The organism is Streptomyces sp. CNH189 (assembly GCF_000527195.1).
In genome coordinates this window covers 113,757-133,885 of sequence record NZ_AZUS01000010.1, presented here as the reverse complement: position 1 = coordinate 133,885, position 20,129 = coordinate 113,757, and the positions used below count along the sequence as shown (strand labels likewise).

Sequence of the window (20,129 nt, the reverse complement as noted above, 5' to 3'; positions counted from 1 at the left end):
ACGGTCGGCAAAGAAGTCTGGGTGCCGCCCGTCGGCTCTTGGGCCTCCTCGGCGGCCCGCCGACGCAACATGCAGGCCATCCGCAGCCGCGACACCACGCCCGAGAAGCTGATCAGGCGGCTGGTCCACGCCCAGGGCCTTCGCTACCGCGTGGCAGCGAGGCCGCTGCCCGACCTTCGCCGGACGGCTGACATGGTCTTCCGTCCGGCGAAGGTAGCCGTCTTCATCGACGGCTGTTACTGGCATGGATGCCCTGAGCACTACGTTCCCCCAAAGACCAACGAGGGTTACTGGTCAGACAAGGTCGCCCGCAACATAGCCCGTGACCGGGACACCGACCAGCGCCTGGCAGAGGCGGGCTGGACGGTGCTTCGATTCTGGGAGCACGAACCATCAGAGCAGTGCGCCGCTCGCATCGCTACAGAGGTGGAGAAGCGTCGCACTCAAGGCAAGCAGGCGAAGCCTAACCAGACTTAGCCTCGGAGCGGTCGCGCTCCTGAGCTGCCCTGAGCACATCGGCGATCGACTGCCCCACGGCCTTGGCCACGGGCGGCGGGAACGCGTTGCCGACCTGCCGGTACTGCGCCGTCTTCCCGCCAAAGAAGTCCCACTCCACTGGGAAGCCCTGGACGATGGCTGCCTGCCGCACCGTAAGCATCGGCCCGTCCGGGCGGAAGAGATCACGGTCTTCGGTGTGCTTCTTCTCGCAGGTCTCGATATCGTTCGCGACACCCATGCCGGAGATACCGAGCTGACGCCAGGCCGCCTTCGCGCGGCTCGGCCCCAAGTCTGCGCCGCCATGCTTCTTGGAGCCGCCTACGAGAGTCGGGGCGATTCCGCCGCCCTTGCCCTCCAGCTCGGCGTCTCGTTCCTGCGCCTTGTGAAGCCACTTCTCGTAAGCATCGCGGGCCCGCTGTGCATGGACTCCTTCGAAATACCGCGAGTACCGCTCCAGCATCGAACGCTGAAGCGCTGCAGCCACACTCACCGGCTCCTCAAGCGCAGGTGTCGGCCACTCGTACTTCAGGTCCTTGATGACGTCGTCGCGGAAGGCCACGAGGATGGCGCGCGGTCTGAGCTGTGGCACACCGAAGTCACTCGCCTCGAGGACCCCCCACTTCGCGACCGTGTAGCCAAGGCCGGCGTCCTTGGTCATCTGACCGTCGTCACCTCGGTACTCGCCGCCCTGCAGTCGGGCCGTGATCCAGTCCCGGTAGTCCGAGAACTTGGGGTCCATGATCCCGCGCACGTTTTCAATCATGACGGCGCGTGGGTTGAGGATTTCGACCAATTCGAGCATGCGTGGAAAGAGATCCCGCTCGTCATCCTTGCCGAGCTGCTTGCCGGCGTGAGAGAAGGGTGGGCAGGGCACGCCACCAGCAAGCAAATCGAGGCCTCGCATACGCAGCAGCTCGGCACTCTTCTTGACGTCCCGGTAAGGGTCGAATTCTTTGACGTCACCGGCCAGAACGTCGCAGTGCTCCCGCTCCCAGGCCCATACCTCATGATCTTCAATGTTCAGCTTGAGCGTCTCGACCGCATACGCGTCGATCTCAACCAAAGCCAGGTGCCCGAAGCCCGCCTGATGGAGACCGATGGCCTGACCTCCAGCCCCAGCGCAGATCTCGATCGAAGTGAGCTGAGGCTCCATCGGCGTCGCCTGGACGACGTGAGCTTCCTTCGTGTGGGTCATGCCCCCTCCTTACAGCCGTGCAGCGGCAGACACATCTTGCGATCTACCATCACTGAGGGTGACAGACCCCACTGACAACGAGACCTGACCAAGTGTGCAGCACGCCTCGCAGTTCCCGGAACGCACCCTCCGCCATGCCGAACACTCATACGATATGGCCCATGCGGATACCTCCTTGGACCGAGGATGAACTTGTGCTCGCCGGGGCCCTGGTCGTGAAGAACGGCTGGCGTGAGCTGCGGACCGGGGACCCCGAGGTCCGGGAGCTGTCTGATTTGCTCCGCTCGCTGCCACTCCACACCCCGGAAGCCCGCAGCCTTCCCAGCTTCCGGTCGCCGGACAGCGTGAGCCGCAAGACGACGGACTTCATGACCAACCACCCGTCCTACGCCGGCAAGGCCACGCGCTGCGGGAAGCCCACCCTGCTGATGGTCCACGCCTTCATCGAGCGGGGGCCGGACATGTGTCTCGCTGCAGAAGCCCTCAGGGATGCCATTGGCTCTGGCGAGCTGTACCGCATTCGGCCACAGGACGACGAAGTGGACGACACGGGCACGTCGGCGATCGAAGGCCGCCTTCTGGTCCGGCGAGCACTCGCGCGTGAGCGTGACCCCAAGCTGCGCGCCCGCAAGATCGGACATGTGCGAGGACAAGGACAGCCCTTGCGATGTGAGGTCTGCGCCTTCGACTTCGCCCGAGCGTACGGAGACCTCGGTGACGGTTACATCGAGGTGCATCACATCACTCCTCTTCATGTCTCCGGAGTCAGGGAGACGAAGCTGGACGACCTCGCATGCCTGTGCGCCAACTGCCATCGCATGTGTCACAGGATTCGTCCAGGAGAATCCTGGCGTACGCCGGACGCGCTCCGTGAGCTGATGCGGAAGCCCGCTGAGAAAGCCGTCCACTAGGCAGCGTCCGCCTCAGCCTCATAATGCATCTGCGCCCGGTCCAGCACGTCATCCGGGTCCAGTCCCCGCGCACTGGTCCAGTGCAGCAGGTCTGCGATCAGCTCGACGGCTGACTCTGCCAGGACGGCGTCGCACTGGCTCTGCTGGAGCGTCCCACCGCGCAACCGATAGCTCTCCAACGCGTCAGCAGCCCGCTCCATGCGGAGGCAGCCGGCGTCCTGGCCGAGCTCGATCTCGCACCACACGGCCTTGCCGATGGCCGTGGCCACCGTTCCCCAGTCCACGGCCATCGCAGCCAGCATGTGCAGGCCCCGGCCGCATTCAGAGTCACAGCCAGCAGCACGCAGCGAAGGCAGCGCGCTGGCCTTGTCATGCATCTCGACGCGCAGCCGCTCACGCTTCCTCTCGAGAATCAGTGTCGCCGCGGAGCCCTCACCGACGTGCTTGATGACGTTCGTCGCCAGCTCCGTCACGACAAGCTGCGCCGTGTCTTCGACGGCCGGCACGCCCCACTGGCTCAGCTGGGCTGCCGCCGCACGCCGCAGCAGACGCACTTCGCTGGGCAGCGCTTCAAAAGGCAGCACACAGCGGTGCTGCACGGCCTCCATGTAGATCCCCGGCACAGCAGTTCTCCCTCCCGCGCCACTTCCTAGATGCGCCTCGTGTCGAACCGAATGCGCTGCGTGGCGGTGCGCTACCGAGGATGGCACAGAGAACTCTCACCATGTAACTTCTCACGAACCTCGATCGGGTGAATCAACACGTGGCGCAGCCCCGCCCTGCCTAGCCTGTTCTCGCCCGAACGGCCGCCAGGCCTACGCCTCAGAGGAGTCCCATGTCCGTAAGGACCACAACGCGCCGCCGCCAACTGGGCTCCACTCTGCGCAAGTTGCGCGCCCGCAGTGGCATGACGCTGGAGGAAGCCGGGCGGCTGGTCGGCGTATCCAAGGCCACGGTCAGCCGCTACGAGACGCAGGCGGGCCCGGTGAAGTGGATCGTCGTCGACGCGCTGTGCCGCGAGTACGGAGCAACCGACGCCGAGCGAGAAGCCGTCGTCAGACTGGCCAAGGACGCCAAGCAGCAGGGCTGGTGGAGCTCCTTCGCCGACTCCATCCCGGAGAGCATGAATCTGCTGCTCACACTGGAGGACGAGGCCGTACGGGAAGACCACTTCTCCTGCGTGTACGTTCCCGGTCTGCTGCAGACCCGCGCCTACAGCACCGCTCTGCAGAAGGCGAACGAGATCCCGCTGGCGCCGGCTGAGATCGAGCGGCTCGTCGACATCCGCATGAAGCGGCAGGAGATCCTCACCCGCCCCGACCCGCCGCGGCTGTGGGCGATCCTCGACGAATCCGTCATCCGCCGGGTCGTCGGCTCACCGGACACCATGAAGGAACAGCTCAGCCGGCTGCTGGAAGCGAACGAGTCGCCTCACGTCACGCTTCAGGTGCTGCCGTTCTCCAAGGGCGCGCACTCGGCAGCGCTTGGCAGTTTCGTCATCCTCGGCGGCACCGAATCCGCTCTCGACGTGGTCTACGTCGACTTCCACACCGGCTCGCTCTTCCTTGAGAAGGAGGAGGAACTTGAGCGTTATCGTCTTGCGTTCGAGTACCTCCGCGCACAAGCGTTGGACATGGAAGCGTCCTCTTCCCTGATCCAGCGTGTACGCGAGGAGCTGTAAATGACAGTCGGTCAGCCGCCCGCTCAGAGGCCCCAGTGGTTCAAGTCGTCGTACAGCGGCGGCAACGCGACTGAGTGCCTGGAGGCGGCTTTCACACCGGACGTCGTGCTCATAAGAGACTCGAAGCGGTCGCCGGGCCCGCGACTCACGGTGTCAAAGAAGGCCTGGGTGCACTTCATAGCGGACGTGCCCGCCCGGTGACCTCGTCGCGGCTACCCAACTGGGGTGCGCATGGCCCCCGTAGGCACCAGGGCTGACGGCGCTGCAGCCTCGTCATGAGGTCACGCCACCCCACCCGCCTTCCACTCCCCCGCCAGCAACCCGAGCACCACCTCGTCCATGAACTCCCCCAGCACCCACGCCGAGTCGCGCAGCACCCCCTCGCGGGTGAAGCCGTTGCGCTCGGCGGAGCGGATCATCGCCTCGTTGTCCGACAGCGTCTCGATCTGGAGGCGGTGCAGGCCGCGCACGACGAAGCCGTAGTAGCACAGGGTCGCCACGACATCCGTGCCGTAGCCCTTGCCGCGGGCGGCGGGGAGCAGGCCGAGGCCGATGTGGGCGTTGCGGTTGTGGCTGTCGATGCCCCACAGGTTCGCGGTGCCGACCAGCGTGCCACTTTCGAGCTCCACCACGGAGAAGGGGACGACCCCCTCGGCCGCGTAGTCGACGGCGAGGCGGGGGTCCTTCGACGTGACCGGCTGCCATGGCGCGCCCTCGGCCCGCGCGGCGTTGACCACGTCGTTGTAGAGCTCGGCCCGCAGGATCGGGATGTCGTCCTCGTGCCGGTCCCTGAGCCCGACCCTGGTTCCCTTCAACATGCGGTCTTCCTATCGGACCGGAGCGAGCGGCGGCAATCGATTAAGGGGACCGTCCGCGGCGGGAGGCAGCTGTACGACAGGACGACCGGACCGCGGTCGGTCAGCGCGCCATGTGCCGGCCCAGCTCCCGGGTCCTCGCACGAAGGCCGGCGGCCCATGCGGCGCCGTCCCCGGGGGTGGACATCCCGGTGAGCGTGGAGATCTGTACGTCTTCGAACGGGCCCTGCGGTGCGCCCCCGAGTCCTGCCCAGTCGACCGTAATCGCGGCGCGTTCGGCCAGGACGAGCACCGTGGCGACGAAGCCTTCGGTGAGCGCCAGCCAGACGCCGTGCGTCGTCCTTCGGTGCCGTGCCAGGAGGGCGTTGACGAAGGTCTCGAAGGTGTCCGGGTCGATCTGGCACTCGTCGTTCGCCATCGGTCCGATACCCGACGGCTGTCCCAGCTCCGCCTCGAACACCGCCACCTGGCTCTGGAACATGCGGGAGACCCCGTTGGACGGGTTCCACAGCGTCTCGTCACCCACGTCGTAGTACTGGCTCACCGCACGCCTCCCCCTCGTTCTGGCAGAACACCGTAACCGGCCGGGTCACAGCCCGTCGTCCGTATTACGGCGGCGGCCGGCCGGCGGCCGTGCCGTCCACCGGCGTTACGCTGGGACGCATGGAGTGCTTTGCCGCCTTGCGTACGCGTCACTGAGGGCCCCGCTCGCCGCCGACCCCGTCGGCCGGGAGCGGGCCGACCCAGCCCTTCTCCCCCTGGGTGTCCAGCCCTCAGCCCGAAAGGCGCACTCCCATGCTCATTCGCGCGTTCACCCCGCACGACCTGGCGCGTCTGACCGAACTCACCATCCAGACGTTCCGGCCGTTCTACGAGGACTCCTTCCGCCCCCTGGTCGGTGAGGCCGTCTTCGCCAACCAGCACGGCGACTGGCGCGACGACTACCGCAGGCAGGTCCCCGAACTCCACGCCCCCGAGCGGCACATGTACGTCGACGTCGCCGAGGCCGACGACGGCATCGCCGGCTACGTGGCGTGGAGCGTCGACCCCGCCCGCCGGAACGGCACCGTCAGCCACCTCGCCGTCTCCGCCGAGCACCGCCGCAACCACGTCGGCACCGCCCTGTGCGAGCACGCCTTCGCGCGGATGCGGAGCCTCGGGGCCGAGGTGGTCGAGATCGGCACCGGCGGGGACCCCTTCCACGCACCCGCCCGCGCCCTCTACGAGCGCCTCGGGTGCACCGCGCTCCCGGTCGCGGTCTACTACCGGGAGCTCTGAGCCGGGTCCCGGGACGGACGCCTTCGCGCGCCCGTCCCTCAGGCTGGCCGTCGACGGCACGTGGGAACCCATCCCCGCTGCCGTCCACACGGGAGTGGACGCCGTGGCCGACGTCGGCTCGCGGGTCGGCGTCCCACGGGTGTCACGGGTTCCAGGTCATGGTGGCGTAGACCCGGTCGAAGCGTCCCGCGGCCAGGTCCTGCCGGGAGATCGACCAGGAGTAGAGGGCCATCTCCAAACCGTCGATCCCGTGCACCCACTGGGCGAGGCACACCCAGTCCTCGGGACGTACGTCCGTGTCGGGCGCGGGCAGATCGCCTCGGGCCACCGCTCGTGCGGCTTCCCGCCCGGCCGACACACTGGGGTCCTCCGCCCAGTACTCGTCCTCGGCGTATCCGCCCAGCTGAAGCCCGCGGCCGGTGCTCTCACCCGGCATGTCGCTCCAGACCTCGATCAGTTCGTCCGCACGGGGGTGGTCCGGGTGATCCACGCAGCCCAGCGGCTGCCCGGGGGCATGGACCGAGGTGTAGTACGGCAGGGAGACGTCGTTCCTCAGACGGAGCAGACCTTCCGGGAAGTCCTTTTCGTACGGGTAGCTCTTCCATTCCGGGTCGAGGTCCGCGGGGCGTTCCTCGACGGGTGTGCCGGCGGGGATGTGGAGTGCGGTGCCCAGGTTTCCTTGCCCGATCCGGTCGGGGTCGGGGTCGGCGAACAGCAGGAGGTGGCCGTCGGCGGGCAGATCGAGGTCGGTCACTCCGGCGGGCAGTGCGGCGAGGTCGACGGTGGCGGCGAGCTTGCACCACGGGTCGGGGGCGTCGGCGGGAAGCATGAGGGGCCCGCCGAGCCGGCCCACCACCGGCCCATCCCCCCGCGTGCCCAGCATGGCGCAGGGCCGGACGAGGGCCGTCCACCGTGCGATGTCGTCCGGGGGGATGCCCTCTGCCAGGGCGCTCTCACGGAACTCGTCCAGTATGTCCGGCTGTATGTCCGGCGTTTCGGGGGGCACGGGGGTCTCCTTGCGGTCGGTCGGGGGGACTGGAAGCGGGACATCGCGTCGGGTGGGCGGCGGTTCGTGGACGGTCAGGGGTGCAGCGTGACGGTCACGCCGCGCGCCCTGAGTCCGGTCACCACCGGTTCGGGGATCCCCGAGGGCGAGGTCGCGTTCCGCTCCGCCAGGTGGACGTGTGACAGCGCGGGCATGTCGAGCAGCGGCCGGAGGTCCGTCAGGGACCGGCAGTGGCGCAGGTCGAGTTCCGCGAGGCGGGGCGAGGCGGTGAACAGGGTGATGTCCTTCAACGCGGCCCAGCGCGGGCCTGCCACGGTGAGTGAGCTGAGCCGTTCCACCGGTATGCCCTCGGCCGGGGGGCCGTCCTTCATGAAATGGAGGCGCAGTTCATGGAGTTGGGAGCACTCCTGAAGGGCACTGAGCGATTCCAGGTCCTCCATGTACAGCAGGGTCAGTGTGGACACGGGAGATCCGGACAGATCACCGAGGCCGCGGACGGCGGAACCGTTGATCATCAACGTGCGCAGTGCGGGCAGGCGGCCGAGGCCCCTGAGGTCGGCCAGCGTGGTGCATCCGGTCAAAGTCAGCTCCCGCAACGCCGGCAGCTCGCCCAGGCCCTCCGTGGTGCGCAGGAGCGGACCGCCGTGGATGCCGAGCTTCACCAGCGTCGGGTGGCCGCCCAGCCCTTCGAGCGTCGTCAGCTCGCCGCAGCTGTCGAGGTCGAGGGACTGAAGTCGGGGGAGAGCCGCGAACGGCGAGAGGTCGCCCAGCCGGTCGCCGCTCAGTCGGAGGTGCGCGAGACGCGGCAGCTCGTCGAGTCCGTCCAGGTCGGTGAGAGAGCCGCACGAGCGGAGATTCAGTGATTCCAGAGCGGCGAGTGCCCCGCCGAACCGACGGAGGGAACGCACCTTGGTCCGGCTCAGCCCCAGTTGACGCAGACCGCCGAGGCTGAGCAAGGGCTCGAAGTCCTCGACGGCGCCGCACCCACTCAGGTCGAGGCGGGTGAGCCGGGTGAGACGGCCGACCGGGGTGAGGTCCCGCACGCTCGTGCAGCCGCTCAGATCGAGGTCCGTGAGACCGGTGAGTTCACCGACCTCGGTGAGGTCGGTGAGCTCGTCACACTGGTGGAGGTCGAGCTTCTGGAGCATCGTGAGATGCCGCAGACCGTGCAGGGACGAGGCGTACGGCAGCCTCAGTTCCGTCCTGCCCTCCTGACGGAACGCCGGGGCGAGCAGGTGCTGGGCGAAACCGTCCGGGTCACGGTCCGTCCTCCACAGACGGACGAGGAACTTGGACGCGTACGGGTCCGCAGGGGTGAACCGCGCGGCCAGTCTCAGGGCATGTCCGCCGTCACCCGGCGCGGACAGGGCGACGAGTCTCCGGACGGCCTTGCGCGCGCGGTACGCGGGGGCCTCCAGGTTCTCGCAGAAACCGAACGGGTCTCCGTCGGCGATCGCCCACAACCGGCACAGTTCCTCGGTGGAGCGGTCGGACGCTTCGCTGTACCGCACGGCCAGATCCAGCGCCGCGTCGCCGCCGCCGGACGCCGCCAGCCGCATGAGTTCTCTGACCGCGTCACCCGCCTCGGCGGGACTCGCGGTTTCCAGAAGCGCCCGTAACTGCCGTGTCCGTACTGCTGTGTTGTCGCCCGGTATGTCGTCGGTGGGCGCACCGGGGGGAGTCGGTCGTGTCATGGGAGGACTGTAGGGGCCGGGTGTGACAGGGGACTTGTCGAGCCTTGCGTTCCGTGGACGGTCGGTCAGTTGGTTCCGAGGGGCGAGGCGGCGGCGGTGTGACGGGGCGAGCGCGAGCAGACGACGGTCCGCGGGCCGGATCAGTCGAAGGCCGCGGCCACGGCGTCCGAGAGCTGGTTCGCCCGGTGGCCATGGGGTCGGCTCGCGTGCGCGGCTCAGAGCGTGCGGACGGGGCGGGCCGGGTTGCCCACCGCCACGACGTTCGCGGGGATGTCCTTCGTGACCACCGCGCCGGCGCCGACGACGGAGTTGTCGCCGACGGTCACCCCGGGGCAGACGATCGCGCCGCCGCCCAGCCAGACGTTGTCGCCGATGGTGATGGGCAGCGCCGCCTCGAGCTTGTCCCGCCGGGGCTGCGGCTCCATCGGGTGGGTGGGCGTGAGGAGTTGGACGTGGGGGCCGATCTGGCAGTCCTCGCCGATGGTGATGCGGGCGACGTCCAGCGCGGTGAGGTGGTAGTTCACGAAGGTCCGCGCGCCGATGCTGATGTTGCTGCCGTAGTCGACGTACAGGGGCGGCCGTACGTCGATGTCCTCGCCCGCGGAGCCCAGCAGCTCGGTGAGGAGCGTCCGGGCCGCGGCGGGGTCGTCCACGTAGGCGTCCTGGTAGCGGGACGCGAGCCGCATGGCGTGCCGCTGCCGGCGTGCGATCTCCGGGTCGTCCGCGATGTACAGGTCGCCCGCGAGCATGCGCTCCAGGTTGGTGCGCGGGTCCCCCGCGAAGTGGTCGGCCGTCACGCGTACGACCGTACGCTCCTCGCCCGCCGACGGGTACGGGCGCACACGGCGGGCGCCCCCGCCGGTGCGGCACGGGGCGCCCGTGAGGAAGGGAGCTACGGCGTGGTCGTCACGCCGGTGCCAGCTCCGCCCGGCCGAACAGCAGGGCGTAGCCGGGGGGCAGCTGCGCGAGGACGCGGGTCACCAGCTCGTCGCCGACCAGCGGGGGCAGGACGCTGAGCACGGAGCTGACGTCCCAGCGGGCCGTGGCCGGGGTCGCGCCCTCGATGCGGGCCGCCACCGAGTCGACGAACTCGGACGCCGTCAGCGGGCGGGTCGCCGGGATCTGCGAGGCGACCACCCGCGCGGCCTCCTCGGGCAGGGCGCGGGCCAGGTCGACGCGTTCGTCACCGACGGCGTGACCGCCGAGGGCGGACAGGACGACGCGGGTGACGCTCTCCGCCTCCGACCGCGTCGGGTACTGCCCGGCCTCCCGTACGGCGTCGACGAGTTCACGCCAGGCGGGGTCCTGGGCCGGGCGCGCCTCGGCCGGGATGTTCCCTCCCGGCTGCGGGACCGCGGGCTTCCGCGGCGTCAGCGTGGTCATCCGAAGCTCCTCTCCTTCTGCGGTGTTCGGTTCCGAGGGGGTCCTGTGGTCCGTCGCCCGGCGGGGGCGTACGGCGCGTGGGCGCGTCCCGCGGGAGGGGGGTCCGCGGGACGCGTGGAAGGGGTGGGCGGCGGTCAGCCGGTGAGCTGCTTGCGGTCGCCGCCCGTGATCTGGATGCGGCGCGGCTTGGCCGCCTCGGCCACCGGGATGCGCAGCGTCAGGACGCCGGCGTCGTACGAGGCGTCGATGCGCTCGGTGTCCAGGGTGTCGCCGAGGAACAGCTGGCGGGTGAAGATGCCGGTGGGCCGTTCGGCGACCACCGTCTCCGCGTCCTCGGGGGCCGGCGAGCGGCGCTCGGCGCGCACGTCGAGGACGTTGCGTTCGACGTCGAGCTCGATGGTCTCCGGGTCGATGCCGGGGATGTCGAAGTGGACGATGAAGTCGTCCCCCGCCCGGTAGGCGTCCATCGGCATCGCCGAGGTGCGGGTCATCGGGCCGAACACCTGCTGCGTGAGGCGGTCGATCTCACGGAAGGGGTCGGTACGCATGAGCATCACAGTCCACTCCTTTCTGTGGCGTCATCGGTGCGATGCCCTACGGGTCAATTCCTTATATAGCCGATGGGGAGGAAAGTTGACAAGAGGGGACTCAGTTTCGGGTCGGTCGGTCCGGGGGTCCTGGTGCGGGGCTGGTGGCGGGGCGCGTCGCCGGGAGAGTTAGCCTCGGAGTCCGTGGACCCGCGCCCCGTGCGGGGCGCAGTGGCAGGAGGCAGCAGGCATGGCGAAGGTTCCCAGTTCGGTCGTGGCCGCGAGCGGGCTCGTCGGCGGGTACGGCGTGGCCCGCTGGACGCGTAAGCGGCAGCTCGGCGGGGTCGTCCTCGCCGCCGCCGGGGTCGCCGCCGCCCAGCAGTGGCGGCAGCGCGCGGGCGGCGCGGCGGCCGGTGCCCTGTCGGTGGCCTACGTCGCCGCCTTCGCCGGGTCGCACCCGCTGGCGAAGAAGGTCGGCGCCTGGCCCGCCGTGTTCGGCGTGGCCGGCGCCGTGGCCCTCGCGTCGTGGGCGGTCGCCGACCGACGGGGCTGAGACCCCGCCGACCGTCGCGGGCGGGGGGGGGTGTCCCGTCCGCGCCCGGCTCGTCCCGTCAAGGCCCGACGTGGCTCGTCCCGCCAAGGCCCGACCTGGCTCGTCCCGCCAAGGCCCGACCTGGCTGGTCCCGTCAGGTCCGGGCCGGGGCCTGCTGCGGTTCGGCCGCCGACAGGGGGGTGGCGATGTCCTCCAGGGAACGCCGTTCCGCGTTCACCGCGAGGAGCGCCGCCACGATGCCCGCCGCGACCATCAGGCCCGCCCCGATCTGGAACGCGAGCACCGTGTCGCCGACCTTGCCGGTGTTGGTCAGCTCGGCGAACAGCAGCGGGCCGCTGATACCGCCTGCGGCCGTGCCGAGGGCGTAGAAGAAGGCGATGGACATGGCCCTGGTCTCCATCGGGAAGATCTCGGAGACCGTGAGGTAGGCGCTGGAGGCGCCGGCCGAGGCGAAGAACAGCACCACGCACCAGCAGGCCGTCATCGTCGCCGCCGTGAGCGAGCCCCGGTCGAACAGCCACGCCGTGCCGAACAGCAGCGCACCGGACAGCACGTACGTGCCGGAGATCATCACGCGCCGGCCGACCGTGTCGAACAGCTTGCCCAGCAGCAGCGGGCCGAGGAAGTTGCCGGCCGCGATGACCGCGAAGTAGTAGCCGGTGTTCCCGGACGGCACGTCGAAGAACTGGGTGAGGATCGCGCCGAAACCGAAGGTGATCGCGTTGTAGAGGAACGCCTGGCCGATGAAGAGGGCGAAGCCGAGGGTGGAGCGCCTGCGGTAGCGGCCGAAGACGGTGCGGGCGATCTCCGTGAACGTGGTGCGGGTGCGCTGGTGGATCGTCATCTCGTCCTCGGCGGGCGGCAGCTCCTTGCCCGCCTCGGCCGTGACCCGTTCCTCGATGCCGCCGACGATCCGCTCCGCCTCGTCGTCCCGGCCGTGGATGAGCAGCCAGCGTGGACTCTCGGGGACGTGACGCCGTACGAGGAGGATCACCAGCGCGAGGACGGCGCCCAGCGCGAAGGTGAGCCGCCAGCCGACGTTCGCCGGGAAGATCGAGGTGTCCAGCGCGACGATGGACAGCAGCGCGCCGCCGACCGCGCCCAGCCAGTAGCTGCCGTTGATCAGCAGGTCCACCCGCCCCCGGTACTGGGCCGGGATCAGCTCGTCGATCGCGGAGTTGATGGCCGCGTACTCGCCGCCGATGCCGAAACCGGTGAGGAAGCGGAAGAGGAAGAACCACCAGGTGTCGAAGGACAGGGCGGTCAGGGCGGTCGCCGCGAGGTACACGGCGAGAGTGATCAGGAAGAGCTTCTTGCGGCCGTAGATGTCGGTGAGCCGCCCCCAGAAGAGGGCGCCCACACAGGCACCCGTCACGTAGAGGGCGGCCGAGATGCCGGTGACCTCCCCTGAGGTGATGGGCAGTCCGCTGCCGGGCTCCGACAGCCGGGCCGCGATGTTCCCGACGATGGTGACTTCCATCCCGTCGAGGATCCACACGGTGCCCAGACCGATGACGATGGACCAGTGCCAGCGGGACCACGGCAGGCGGTCCAGACGGGCGGGGATTCTGGTGGTGATGGTGCGTCCGGACCCGGACTGCGCGGTGGCCATGGGCTCCCTCCTCGGCGAAGTGAGTCCCGTCTGCCCCGTGCCCGCCGGTTTCACGCCCGGCGCGGTCCGGGGCGGGTGCGGCGGGGCCCGCACCGGGCGGGACGCACGGCCGGGCACGGCCCGCGGCGGCCCCTCGTCTACGCGCCCACCGCCCGCGAGATCGTGTAGATCAGCAGGCCGGCCAGGGAGCCGACCACCGTGCCGTTGATCCGGATGAACTGCAGGTCGCGGCCGATGTTGGCCTCGATCTTCTTCGTGGTGTGCTCGGCGTCCCAGCTCGCCACGGTGTCCGTGATCAGGGAGGTGATCTCCTTGCGGTAGGTCGTCACCACGTACACCGCGGCGCTCTCCAGCCAGCCGTCGACCTTGCCCTGGAGCTTGGCGTCGAGGGACATCCGGGCGCCCAGCGACAGCAGCGACGCCCGCAGCCTCAGCCGCAGTTCGCTGCGCTCGTCCTCCGCCGCCGACACGATCATGCCCCGTACGGCCGTCCACGCGGACGCGATCAGGTCCTGCACCTCGCTGCGGGCCAGGATGTCGCCCTTGAGGCGCTCCACGCGGGCCCGGGTGTCGGTGTCGGACTGCAGGTCGGTGGCGAAGTCCGTGAGGAAGCGGTCCAGCGCCCCGCGCGCGGGGTGGCCGGGCATGTCACGCATCTCGGTGACGAAGCGCAGCAGCTCCTTGTAGACGCGCTCGCCGACCTTGCGGTCCACGAACTTCGGCGTCCAGCCGGGGGCGCCGCCGTGGACGGCGTCCATCACGGTGTCGCCGTGCAGGACCAGCCAGTCGTGGGCGCGGCTGACGACGACGTCGACGGCGCGTTCGTGGCCGCCGTCGGCGACGATCCGCTCCAGCATCTTGCCCATGCCGGGCGCGATCTCCTGGGCGTCGGCGCGGCGGGTGACGGCCTCCCCGACGACCGCCTGGACGTCGGAGTCGCGCAGCACGGTCAGCGCGCCGCGCAGCGCCGCCGACACCTCGGCGGTGACCCGGTCGGCGTGCTCGGGGACGGCGAGCCAGGCGCCGAGTCTGCTGCCGATGCCGACGGCGCGCAGCCGTCTGCGGACGACGTCCTCGGAGAGGAAGTTCTCCCCGACGAAGTCGCCGAGGGCGGTGCCGAGCTGGTCCTTCTTGGTGGGGATGATCGCGGTGTGCGGGATGGGCAGGCCCAGGGGGTGCCGGAAGAGGGCGGTGACGGCGAACCAGTCGGCGAGCGCGCCGACCATGCCGGCCTCGGCCGCCGCGGCCACGTACCCCGCCCAGGTGCCGGCGCCCTGGTGGGAGGCCCACTTGGCGAGGACGTACACGACGGCGACGAACAGCAGCAGTCCGGTGGCGGTGAGCTTCATGCGGCGCACGCCGCGCTGCTTCTCCTCGTCCGCGGGGCTGAACGTCGTCATCGCGCGGTTGGTCGCGGCGCCGGCGCCGGCCTGCCGCCCGGCGGCGTCCCGCTCCTCGGTGTCTGCCGTCTCAGTCCGTTCCATCCGCTCCACCCGCTCGGTGATCCCTCACGCATTGTCCCTTCCTGACCGACTCCTGGAACGGAACAGGAGTTCCCGGCGTCTGTCCTGAGGGGGATTGTCCAGGGACATCACCTAGGGGTACCCCGGGTCCGTCCGGAAACCCCGGGCCGCTCGGCACGACCACCCGACAGGCCCGCCCGGGTCTGCCGGGGCCGGCCCGCCAGGCGTCGCGGGCGGCTCCGGCTCGCCCGTGCGGCCGCCCGGGGCCGTCCCGGGGGCCGCCCGGATGATCTCCGGGGGCGTCCCGCGCGTGATCTCCCCCGCCGTGGCCCACCATGGTGCGTCGGACCGGAGCCTCGCGCTCCCGCCTCCCGAGGAGAACAGAACAGCATGACCCGGCGTCGTGACGGGGGCGCGCCGCACCCCGAGCAGGCCCGCCCCGCGGGCCGGGACCGCCCTCCCGCGCAGCAGCCCCCTGCCGGCCAGGACCGCCCCCCGAAGCGGGAGCGTCCCGCCCGGCACGGGGCCCTGCTCGCCGCGATGCTCGTGGCCGTCCTCGCCGTGTCGTCCGTCATCTTCGTCGGCGTCTCGGCCGACCGCTCCGGCGGACGCGACACCCTCGCCGGCACCGGCGCCCTCGACCTGCCCGTCGCCCCTGCCTCCGCCGGCACCTGGGTCACCGCCTGGACGACCTCCCCCGGCGGCGCCGAACCCGGCACGGAGACCACCGGGCTCGCCGGCCGGTCCGTGCGCAACGTCGTGCACACCGCCGCCAGCGGCACCCGCGCCCGGGTCACCCTGTCCAACCTCTACGGCCGCTCCCCGCTGACCCTCACGCACGCGTCGATCGCCGTCTCCGCCGGCCCGGACACCGCCGCCGCGCTCGCCGACACCATGCGCCCTCTCACCTTCGCCGGGAACCCGTCGGTCGTCGTCCCGGCGGGCGGACAGGTGGTCAGCGACGTCGTACGCGTGCCGGTCCCGCGCGACGCGCACGTGCTGATCAGCACGTACTCCCCCGTCCCCTCGGGTCCGGTGACCTACCACAAGCACGCCCGGCAGATCTCCTATGTCGCCGAGGGCGAGCACACCCACGACACCACCGGGGCCGCCTACTCGGGGCGGAGCACGGTCTGGCGGTACGTCACCGCGCTGGACGTCCTCAGCGACGACTCCGAGGGCACGGTCGTCGTCCTCGGCGACTCCCTCACCGACGGCATCTCGTCCACGACCGGCGCGGACGCCCGCTGGCCCGACGTGCTGTCCGGCAGGCTGCGCGCGGCCCTCGCCGACGGCCGGGACCTCCCCCGGTACAGCGTCGTCAACGCCGGGCTCAGCGGGAACGAGATCCTCGCCGACCGGTCCGGGACGCCACCCGAGAACCCCAGCGCGCTGCGCCGCTTCGGCCGGGACGTACTGGGACGCGCGAACGTCGAGGTGGTGGTCGTCGTGCTGGGCGTCAACGACATCCTGCGCGCGCCCGGCACCGCCGACCCCGAGCGGATCGTGAGCGGTCTGACGGCCCTGGTGGAGCGGGCGCACGCCCAGGGGATCAAGGCCGTCGGGGCGACGCTGATGCCGTTCGGCGGCCACCGCGAGTACACCGACGCGCGCGAGGACGTACGGCAGCGGGTCAACGCGGCGATCCGCGACGGGGGCGTGTTCGACGCGGCCGTGGACTTCGACGAGGCGCTGCGGGACGGGTACGACCCGCGGCGGTTCCGCGCGGGCCACGACTCCGGCGACGGCCTGCACCCCAGCGACGAGGGGTACGCGCGCATGGCGGAGGCGTTCGACCTGGACACGCTGAAGGGCGGCGCCCCGGCCCGCCTCTGACGCTTCACCCGGCCGCCTCTGACGCGTCACCCGGCCGCCGCTGCCGTGGCGGCCGTCAGTCGTCCTCCGGGCGGGGTTCGGGCCGGCGGTGCGGGGAGTGCAGGTTCAGCGGGTCGTGCAGCGGGCGGGGCGCCTCCACCTCACGGCGGTGCCGGTCCGAGCGCTCCAGGTGCTCCTGACGCTGCCGCTCCGTGCGCTCCAGGTGCTGCCGGCGCCGCTCCTCCTTGCGTTCGAGCTTCTCCTGGCGGCGCTCCTCGCGCAGCCGCTGCCGCTCCGCGCGGGGCAGCTTGCGCTCGACGCCGACGCCGCCCCAGAAGGCCAGGCCCGTGACGACCACGCGCGGGGCGCCCGGCTCGGCCGGCATACCCTCCTCGCGGTGGTCGAAGCCGCCCATGATGCCGACGCCGCGCACCACGACCTCCACGCCGGGCGGCACGATCACCTCCACCCCGCCCATGATCGCGACGGCGTTGATGACGATCTCCCGGTCCGCGAAGTTCGCCTCGCGCAGGTCGATCTCGCCGCCGCCCCAGAAGGCGAAACAGTTGAAGCGCCGCGGCGCCGTCCACCGCCCCTTGCGCTGGAAGCCGCTCATCACGGCCACCGCCCAGCTCGACGTCCCCGACTCGTCCCCGCCGACGATGCGGTCCGCCCAACCGCCTCCGCCCGCAGGGTCCTTCGTCAGGGAGACGGCAGGCACCGGGGCCGTGCCCGCACCGGGCAGGTCACGGGTGATCGGTGCCAGTTCCCCGTAGGTGCGCGCCCTGTACGTCGCGTCGAGCCGCTCCTCGAACTCCTCCATGTCCAGGCGGCCCTCGGCGAGGGCGTCCCGGAGGATCTCGGCGACCCGTTCGCGGTCGGCGTCGGCGGCACGGAGGTCCGGGGCGGGTACGTCGTCGGTCATGACAGCAGCCTACGAGTTGTCCCCGTCACACGGCTACGACGACTGCGTCGGGGTACGCCCGGCCCGCTCCGCGTACATCTTCGCGATCACGGCCTCGATGTCCGGCTCCCGCACCGACAGGTCGACCAGCGGGTAACGGTCGGCGATCCGCGCCACCAGCCCGGCCGCCGACTCCGACGCCGGGAACGCCACCCACTGCCGCGGCCCCTCCACCCGCACCACACGCGCGGGCGCGGGCACCTCGACCGGCGGGCACTCCCGCTCCAGATCCACCACCAGCGTCCGCTCGCTCTCCCCCACCTCGTGCAGCCCGGCGAGCGCCCCGTCGTACACCAGCCGGCCGTGGTCGATGACCATCACCCGGGAACACACCTGCTCGATGTCCTGCAGGTCGTGCGTCGTCAGCAGCACCGTCGTGGCGCGCTCCGCGTTCACCTGCCGCAGGAAGTCCCGCACCCGGGTCTTGGAGACGACGTCCAGGCCGATCGTCGGCTCGTCCAGGTACAGCACCTCCGGGTCGTGCAGCAGCGCCGCCGCGATGTCCCCGCGCATCCGCTGCCCCAGCGACAACTGCCGCACCGGCACCTCCAACAGATCGCCCAGGTCGAGCAGTTCGACCAGCCGGGCGAGGTTCTCCCGGTACCGGACGCCGGGAATCCGGTACATGCGGTGCATCAGCTTGTACGAATCGATCAAGGGGAGGTCCCACCACAGCGTGGTGCGCTGCCCGAACACCACCCCTATGCGGTGGGCCAGCCGGGTCCGCTCCCGGGACGGGTCGATCCCCGCGACCCGCAGCCGGCCCGCGCTCGGCGTGAGGATGCCCGTCAGCATCTTGATCGTCGTGGACTTCCCCGCACCGTTCGGGCCGATGTAGCCGACCATCTCCCCACGCGCCACGGTGAACGAGATCGAGTCCACGGCCCGCACCTGGTGCCGCTCCCGCCGCAGCAGCCCCTTGCGCCTGCGCACGTCGAAGACCTTCTCGACCCCCTCCAGCGCGATGAACCCCTCGGCACCGGTGTCCGGTCCGGCTGTCGTGTGCATCCGCCCGCTCAACTCCCCACGCTCATGTACGACCTGAGACCCGTCCGCCACGCCAGCCCGGCCAGCGCACAGCACCCCGCCGCCACCAGCGGCGACGCGAACGCCGCCCAGTCCGGCAGCGCCACCGGGTACGGACGCCCCAGCACCTGGGCAGCCGGCACCCAGTTGACGAAGGCCAGCGGCAGCACGAACGTCACCCCCCGCACCAGGTCCTTCCCGAACACGCTCGGCGGGTACTGCAGCATCGTCGTCCCGCCGTACGTGAACGCGTTCTGCACCTCGGCGGCGTCCTGCGCGTAGATCTGGAAGACCGCGCCCGCCACGAACACCGCGACGAAGATCGCCGCACCGGAGAGCACCATCAGCGGCACCAGCAGCACCCGCGCCACCGTCCAGTCGATGTCCGCCGCCGCCAGCGCCCAGCCCAGCACCGCCCCGCCCTGCACGAGCCGGCCCAGCCGGCGCGGCGAGAAACGGTCCCCGCCGACCTGCGCCAGTACCGGAACGGGCCGCACCAGCAGCACGTCGAAGGAACCGTCCCGGATCCGGGAGCCCAGCTGCGCCATCGAACCGGCCGCCAGATGCGCGATCCCGAACGACGTCACCGACGCCCCGTACAGGAACGCCACCTCGGGCAGCGACCAGCCGGCCAGCGAGTCGACGTGCGAGAACATCAGCAGGATCCCCACGAAGTCCAGGCCCGTCATCACCAGGTTCCCGAACAGCGTGAACACGAACGACGCCCGGTAGGTCATCCCGGACCGCACCCACATCCCGGCGATCATCCGGTACGCCCGCAGGCCCTCCAGCACCGCGCCGCGCTCAGCCACCCTGCACCACCACCCGGCGCGTGGCCACCGACTGCACCAGCCGGCCCGCCGCCAGCAGCACCACCGCCCACACCGCCTGGAACGCGAACGCCCCCGCCGCGCCCGTCTCCCCCATCAGCACGTCCGCCGGCACCTGCAGCTGCGCCGCCCACGGCAACGCCCGCGCGACCTCGCCGAACCCTCCGGGAAAGACGTTCAGCGGCAGCACCATGCCCGAGAAGAACACCCCGAGAATCATCATCGCCTGGTTGACGCCCGTACCGTCCAGCAGCCAGAACACGCTCAGCGCGACCAGGTAGCGGATCGCGAAGCTCACCACCGCCGCCAGCGCCAGCGCCACCGCGAAGGACGCCCACGCGTCGAACCGCGTGGGCAGCGCCGTCGGGAACAGCAGCCCGCCCACCAGGAACGGCACCACACCCCGCCCCAGCAGCTGGAACATCCCCCGGCCCAGATCGCTCGCCAGCCACCACAGCTGCAGATCAGCCGGCCGGTACAGGTCCACCGCGATGTCACCGGTGCGGATCCGCTCCATCAGCTCCTGCTCCACGCCCCCGCCCTGCAGCGCCAGCGCCGCGAACAGGCACTGCCCCAGCCACACGTACGTCACCGCCTGCGCCTGGTCGTACCCCCCGAGATCCGGACGCTCGTCCCACAGCGCCAGATACGTGTACACGAGGATCAGCCCGAACACCGTGTTGGTGAACACCCCGGCCACGGTGGCCGCCCGGTACGACGCGTACCGCCGGAAACCCCGGACCGCCACGGCCAGGTACAACCGCGCCGAGCCCACGCCCTCGTCCCCCTCCCGCTGTCGCCACCGAAGCGCAGGAGCCTAGTGCGCGCGCCGGATCCGCCGCCACGGGTTTCCCGTCCCGTCCGCCGGTCGGGGGAAC

22 protein-coding genes are annotated in these 20,129 nt (G+C 70.8%); 7 read left to right on the top strand and 15 right to left on the bottom strand.

All coding sequences use genetic code 11. From position 1 onward, the window contains the following. Positions 1-21 precede the first annotated feature (21 nt). Complete coding sequence (locus tag B100_RS0115870) at positions 22-477, top strand: very short patch repair endonuclease (protein ID WP_486585651.1); 456 nt, start codon at positions 22-24, stop codon at positions 475-477. On the opposite strand, the gene B100_RS0115865 is transcribed toward B100_RS0115870, so the two are convergent. Then, positions 464-1,693: a DNA (cytosine-5-)-methyltransferase gene (locus tag B100_RS0115865; protein WP_024885422.1), complete on the bottom strand. Its 1,230-nt coding sequence runs from the start codon at positions 1,691-1,693 to the stop codon at positions 464-466. The genes B100_RS0115870 and B100_RS0115865 overlap by 14 nt on opposite strands. A gap of 161 nt (positions 1,694-1,854) precedes the next feature. On the opposite strand from B100_RS0115865, the gene B100_RS0115860 reads away from it, so the two are divergent. After that, positions 1,855-2,604: an HNH endonuclease gene (locus B100_RS0115860; protein WP_024885421.1), complete on the top strand. Its 750-nt coding sequence runs from the start codon at positions 1,855-1,857 to the stop codon at positions 2,602-2,604. Here the strand turns inward: B100_RS0115860 and B100_RS0115855 are convergent. Beyond that, positions 2,601-3,227: an ATP-binding protein gene (locus B100_RS0115855; RefSeq protein ID WP_024885420.1), complete on the bottom strand. Its 627-nt coding sequence runs from the start codon at positions 3,225-3,227 to the stop codon at positions 2,601-2,603. The two genes, B100_RS0115860 and B100_RS0115855, sit on opposite strands and share 4 nt — an antisense overlap. A gap of 212 nt (positions 3,228-3,439) precedes the next feature. Between B100_RS0115855 and B100_RS0115850 the strand changes: the two genes are divergently transcribed. Both B100_RS0115850 and B100_RS35520 read left to right on the top strand, forming a co-directional pair. After that, positions 3,440-4,285, top strand: coding sequence for a Scr1 family TA system antitoxin-like transcriptional regulator (locus tag B100_RS0115850; protein ID WP_024885419.1), 846 nt, complete (start codon positions 3,440-3,442; stop codon positions 4,283-4,285). Continuing rightward, on the top strand, positions 4,286-4,486 hold the full coding sequence (locus B100_RS35520) for a DUF397 domain-containing protein (RefSeq protein WP_078540939.1): 201 nt from the start codon (positions 4,286-4,288) through the stop codon (positions 4,484-4,486). It begins immediately after the preceding gene. Positions 4,487-4,566: 80 nt separating this feature from the next. Here B100_RS35520 and B100_RS0115840 read toward each other — a convergent pair whose 3' ends face one another. Beyond that, on the bottom strand, positions 4,567-5,103 hold the full coding sequence (locus B100_RS0115840) for a GNAT family N-acetyltransferase (protein WP_024885418.1): 537 nt from the start codon (positions 5,101-5,103) through the stop codon (positions 4,567-4,569). 100 nt (positions 5,104-5,203) lie between these two features. Beyond that, positions 5,204-5,644, bottom strand: coding sequence for a DUF6086 family protein (locus tag B100_RS0115835; RefSeq protein WP_024885417.1), 441 nt, complete (start codon positions 5,642-5,644; stop codon positions 5,204-5,206). Between the two features lie 251 nt (positions 5,645-5,895). On the opposite strand from B100_RS0115835, the gene B100_RS0115830 reads away from it, so the two are divergent. Beyond that, positions 5,896-6,378 (top strand): GNAT family N-acetyltransferase, encoded by a 483-nt coding sequence (locus B100_RS0115830; RefSeq protein WP_024885416.1) that lies wholly within the window; start codon positions 5,896-5,898, stop codon positions 6,376-6,378. 142 nt (positions 6,379-6,520) lie between these two features. Here the strand turns inward: B100_RS0115830 and B100_RS0115825 are convergent, their stop codons facing one another. The 5 genes from B100_RS0115825 to B100_RS0115805 form a co-directional block, all read right to left on the bottom strand. Further along, positions 6,521-7,384: a DUF1963 domain-containing protein gene (locus tag B100_RS0115825; protein ID WP_024885415.1), complete on the bottom strand. Its 864-nt coding sequence runs from the start codon at positions 7,382-7,384 to the stop codon at positions 6,521-6,523. Between the two features lie 74 nt (positions 7,385-7,458). After that, positions 7,459-9,078, bottom strand: coding sequence for a leucine-rich repeat domain-containing protein (locus B100_RS0115820; protein WP_486585649.1), 1,620 nt, complete (start codon positions 9,076-9,078; stop codon positions 7,459-7,461). Positions 9,079-9,293: 215 nt separating this feature from the next. Continuing rightward, positions 9,294-9,875 (bottom strand): sugar O-acetyltransferase, encoded by a 582-nt coding sequence (locus B100_RS0115815; RefSeq protein WP_024885413.1) that lies wholly within the window; start codon positions 9,873-9,875, stop codon positions 9,294-9,296. A 109-nt stretch (positions 9,876-9,984) separates the two neighbouring features. Continuing rightward, positions 9,985-10,461: a DUF2267 domain-containing protein gene (locus B100_RS0115810; protein ID WP_024885412.1), complete on the bottom strand. Its 477-nt coding sequence runs from the start codon at positions 10,459-10,461 to the stop codon at positions 9,985-9,987. 134 nt (positions 10,462-10,595) lie between these two features. After that, a complete protein-coding gene (locus tag B100_RS0115805; RefSeq protein WP_024885411.1) occupies positions 10,596-11,015 on the bottom strand; it encodes an Hsp20/alpha crystallin family protein in 420 nt (139 codons plus the stop codon). A 223-nt stretch (positions 11,016-11,238) separates the two neighbouring features. On the opposite strand from B100_RS0115805, the gene B100_RS0115800 reads away from it, so the two are divergent. Beyond that, entirely contained in the window at positions 11,239-11,541 is a 303-nt protein-coding gene (locus tag B100_RS0115800; protein ID WP_024885410.1) for a hypothetical protein, read from the top strand. Between the two features lie 133 nt (positions 11,542-11,674). Here the strand turns inward: B100_RS0115800 and B100_RS0115795 are convergent, their stop codons facing one another. Beyond that, a complete protein-coding gene (locus B100_RS0115795; protein WP_024885409.1) occupies positions 11,675-13,153 on the bottom strand; it encodes an MFS transporter in 1,479 nt (492 codons plus the stop codon). A 137-nt stretch (positions 13,154-13,290) separates the two neighbouring features. Then, positions 13,291-14,637: a DUF445 domain-containing protein gene (locus B100_RS0115790; protein ID WP_037722902.1), complete on the bottom strand. Its 1,347-nt coding sequence runs from the start codon at positions 14,635-14,637 to the stop codon at positions 13,291-13,293. Positions 14,638-15,006: 369 nt separating this feature from the next. On the opposite strand from B100_RS0115790, the gene B100_RS0115785 reads away from it, so the two are divergent. Beyond that, entirely contained in the window at positions 15,007-16,452 is a 1,446-nt protein-coding gene (locus tag B100_RS0115785) for a GDSL-type esterase/lipase family protein (RefSeq protein WP_024885407.1), read from the top strand. A gap of 55 nt (positions 16,453-16,507) precedes the next feature. Here B100_RS0115785 and B100_RS0115780 read toward each other — a convergent pair whose 3' ends face one another. The 4 genes from B100_RS0115780 to B100_RS0115765 are packed head-to-tail and all read right to left on the bottom strand — an operon-like array spanning position 16,508 to position 20,011. After that, positions 16,508-17,356: a DUF1707 and DUF2154 domain-containing protein gene (locus B100_RS0115780; protein ID WP_024885406.1), complete on the bottom strand. Its 849-nt coding sequence runs from the start codon at positions 17,354-17,356 to the stop codon at positions 16,508-16,510. A 33-nt stretch (positions 17,357-17,389) separates the two neighbouring features. After that, the gene (locus B100_RS0115775; RefSeq protein ID WP_024885405.1) at positions 17,390-18,403 is read right to left on the bottom strand and encodes an ATP-binding cassette domain-containing protein; all 1,014 of its coding nucleotides are present in this window, start codon (positions 18,401-18,403) and stop codon (positions 17,390-17,392) included. An 8-nt stretch (positions 18,404-18,411) separates the two neighbouring features. Then, on the bottom strand, positions 18,412-19,233 hold the full coding sequence (locus B100_RS0115770) for an ABC transporter permease (RefSeq protein WP_024885404.1): 822 nt from the start codon (positions 19,231-19,233) through the stop codon (positions 18,412-18,414). Continuing rightward, positions 19,226-20,011, bottom strand: a complete 786-nt coding sequence (locus B100_RS0115765; RefSeq protein WP_024885403.1) for an ABC-2 family transporter protein — start codon at positions 20,009-20,011, stop codon at positions 19,226-19,228. Before B100_RS0115765 ends, B100_RS0115770 begins: the two co-directional genes overlap by 8 nt. Between the last annotated feature and the right edge of the window lie 118 nt (positions 20,012-20,129).